Source organism: Bariatricus sp. HCP28S3_A7 (assembly GCF_052066375.1).
Taxonomy (GTDB): domain Bacteria; phylum Bacillota; class Clostridia; order Lachnospirales; family Lachnospiraceae; genus Allocoprococcus.
On record NZ_JBQHSG010000056.1, the window covers coordinates 1 to 3492 of the forward strand.

The following is a 3492-nucleotide window of genomic DNA, read 5'->3' on the forward strand; positions in this document are numbered from 1 at the left end:
TGTCGTCTCGCAAAATAAAGTTCCTGTCTCCTGCACAAAAACAGCGAATTATTATATCAGTTCCATAATGATGTCTCTTTGTACGTGCCTGTAATTACGGCGCGCTTTTTTCTTGTATCTTTTTTCCGTTTCCGTTATAGTTAGCTTGTAACCATAAAAAAAGAGAAAGAACATCCCCTACCAAAGTTTGTTCTTTCTCTCACTCAAGCCTGCACCGGCCTTGTCCGGGATCTATGTCCCACTTAATACGGCCTCTGTACAGTACCATCCTTATGATAAGAAAAAATGCCCTCTTTTGCAAGATAATTCGCATAAAAAAATCATCAAAAGTTTTGTTTGATTCCTACATGGATACATTCTGCCCGGAAAAGCAGACCTGTCCTGTCTGTGGCTCCTCTTTCCATTGCCAGATCCATGCCTATTATGGACGCCGGATCATTGACTTTATCTGCGGGGTACCCGTCACTACAGAAGTGACTGTCCTTCGTCTGGCCTGCCAAAGCTGTGGACATACCCATGCGGTCCTCCCGGACCTGATCATCCCTTATTCCAGCTATAGCCTTTTCTTTATCCTTCGTGTCCTGGCAGAAGCCTTCCTGCACATTTCTTCCCTGGAGCGCCTCTGTGAACGTTTCTGCATTACCCGAAACCAGTTGTATAAATGGAAGCAGCTCTTTCAGCAGCATAAGCGGGAATGGCTCGGCATCCTGGAGGACTCTGAAACCTCTGGAATGGATTTCCTGCTGATGCTTGCCATCAAACCGGATTATTCCTCTTTCGCCATGGACTTTACAAAGCAGACTGCGTATTCCTTCCTACAGTCCCACCGTAATCCCTCTGGATAAACTGTAAAATACGGCACCTCCCAGACCGTGCCACCATTGCTGTCCCCCTGTTTTTTCACGGCCACACGCCATGGGGATGGCATCCTCCATTCCTGTTTTCTACAATGGTAAAAAACACAAAGGAGGTTCTTTCTTAATGGAAAATCAAAAACAACAACTCTCTAACGCCGCAAAAATCGCCCAGTTCCGGCTCGCCCTGATCGCACCTGTGATCCACGGCCTTTTTCCGGATGCTTCCAGGAACGCTTATTACCGCCGCATCACAGAAAAACCATTGACCCTGCCGGATGGATCCATTTTTCAGTACAGCCCCAAGACCATCAGCAAATGGGTATCCCTCTACCAGACAGGCGGGATCGATGCCCTGATGCCAAAGGAACGCTCTGATAAAGGTGCTACCAGGGTCCTGCCTGATACCGCTATAGAAGAGATCTACCGTCTGAAAGAGGCTTTCCCCAGGCTCAATGCCACACAGATCCACAAACAGCTTGTGGAGAATTCCTTCATTCCGGCTACGGTCAGCGTTTGTGCTGTCCAGCGCTTTATCCGGCATAATGACCTCAAATCCGCACGCAATCCAGGCATGCGGGACCGCAAGGCTTTTGAAGAGGATTCCTTTGGAAAAATGTGGCAGGCGGATACCTGTTACCTGCCTTATATCACAGAAGACGGGAAACGCAGGCGGGTCTACTGCATTATGATCATTGACGACCATTCCCGTCTCCTGGTTGGCGGCGGCCTGTTCTATAACGATAATGCTTATAACTTCCAGAAAGTGTTCAAGCAGGCTGTGGCGACTTATGGGATCCCCTTGAAGCTTTATGTCGATAATGGGTGTAGCTATTCTAACGAACAGCTTTCCCTAATCTGCGGCTCCATCGGCACGGTACTCCTGCACACAAAAGTCCGTGACGGAGCCAGTAAGGCAAAAATCGAACGCCAGTGGAGGTCACTGAAAGAACAATGGCTTTATACCCTTGACATGGATTCCATCCACTCGCTCGAAGAATTCAACCGTCTCCTCTCAGGCTATATCCGCAACCATAATACCTCTTACCATTCCGGGATCCGGGATATCCCACTGGAACGGTACCGCCGCACCTGCATGCAGGTAAAGATGCCGGGATCCCGGGCATGGCTGGACGAATGTTTTATGAACCGTGTGACCCGCAGGGTCAACCGGGATGCCACTGTCTCTATCGACCGGACGTATTACGATGTTCCCATGCAGTTCATCGCCACCAAAGTGGAGATCCGTTTCCTACCGGATGATATGTCCACCGCCTACATTCTTTACGAAGGGGAACATTACCCCATCCGGCAGACAGACCGTAACGAAAACTGCCGGACAAAGCGGAATAACACACCAACCCTTGATTATTCCCGGATGGGAGGTGAAAAATAATGTCTCTTGCGTATTATGGGCTTTCCTTTAATCCCTTTGACAAGCAAATGATACAAGAGAAAGACCGATTCCTTTCCCATGACATGACAGAAATGACCCAGCGGCTGGATTACCTAAAGGATGCACGGGGGATCGGTGTGTTCACCGCCCGTCCCGGCATGGGAAAATCGTTCTGCCTGCGCTGTTTCTCCAAAAGTCTGAACCCAAATCTGTACCACATGGAGTACATCTGCCTGTCCACCATCAGTGTCATGGAATTTTACCGCCAGTTCTGCGCCGCCCTCGGCGTCAGTGACAAAGGTGGGAAACCAGGAATGTTCAAGGCGATCCAGGAGCAGGTCTGGTATCTCTATAAAGAGAAGCGTCAGCCACTCCTCCTGGCGGTTGACGAAGCGCAGTATCTCTCCACCGGCATTCTGAACGACATCAAGATGCTGATGAATTACGGGTATGATTCCGTAAACTGTTTTACCCTGATCCTTTGCGGCGAATCCCACCTGAATAATACTTTGAGCCGCCCCGTTCATGAAGCACTGCGTCAGAGGATCACTGTCCACTATAACTTCTCCGGCCTATCGGATGATGAGGTGGCACGGTATGTCCTCCATAAACTCACCTGTGCCGGTGGAAGCGAGACCATGATAGAAAAAGCCGCTCTTTCTGCCATCCACAGCCATTCCCAGGGAAATCCCCGTCTGATCGACAATCTGATGACGGATGCCCTTGCCCTTGGCTCACAAATGGAGAAAAAGTCGATCGATGCAGAAGTGATCCTTGCGGCTGTCAGTAACCAGAACCTGATGTAGGAGGATGTGCTATGGAATATCAATGTACTCTTACAAGAGGGAAACGAAAAGAACGATGGAACGGGGAGATCCGGCTTATCAGACATTCGGGCTCCTGTTACGAAGCAGAGATCTCTGGCCGTGGGACTTACTTCCACGTAATCGCAGGGAAACACAGCTATGGGAACTATATCTGTATACCAAACCACGACGTAGGAAGTGAACTGTCCAGCTACCGGGATCTGTTCTGGAATACAGAGCGTCTTTCCGGACTTCTGAAAAAGGTGGATGCAGTGACGGTCGCAAGCGGACTGTGCCATCTTGAAGAACTGGGCAGTCTGGAAAAATACACAGATTAATAACACTGAGATCACGGAGCTCTATGGGGCTCCGTGATCTTTCAATACTCTCCAATAATGTGCCGTATTATCGCTGTCAATCTGCCATTAGCTCCCAG

4 protein-coding genes are annotated in these 3492 nt (G+C 49.3%); all 4 read left to right on the forward strand.

Annotated features, from left to right (window positions below; genetic code table 11):
- The first annotated feature begins 347 nt into the window (after nt 1-347).
- Nucleotides 348-845, forward strand: a complete 498-nt coding sequence (locus ACTNA4_RS15780) for a DUF6431 domain-containing protein (RefSeq protein ID WP_441019242.1) — start codon at nt 348-350, stop codon at nt 843-845.
- Between the two features lie 136 nt (nt 846-981).
- On the forward strand, nt 982-2250 hold the full coding sequence (locus ACTNA4_RS15785; protein ID WP_441031079.1) for a DDE-type integrase/transposase/recombinase: 1269 nt from the start codon (nt 982-984) through the stop codon (nt 2248-2250).
- Nucleotides 2250-3056 carry an ExeA family protein gene (locus ACTNA4_RS15790; protein ID WP_427808895.1) on the forward strand — a complete coding sequence of 269 codons (807 nt, stop codon included), beginning with the start codon at nt 2250-2252 and terminating at the stop codon, nt 3054-3056. Before ACTNA4_RS15785 ends, ACTNA4_RS15790 begins: the two co-directional genes overlap by 1 nt.
- A gap of 11 nt (nt 3057-3067) precedes the next feature.
- Entirely contained in the window at nt 3068-3394 is a 327-nt protein-coding gene (locus tag ACTNA4_RS15795; RefSeq protein ID WP_427808896.1) for a DUF6618 family protein, read from the forward strand.
- Nucleotides 3395-3492 lie beyond the last annotated feature (98 nt).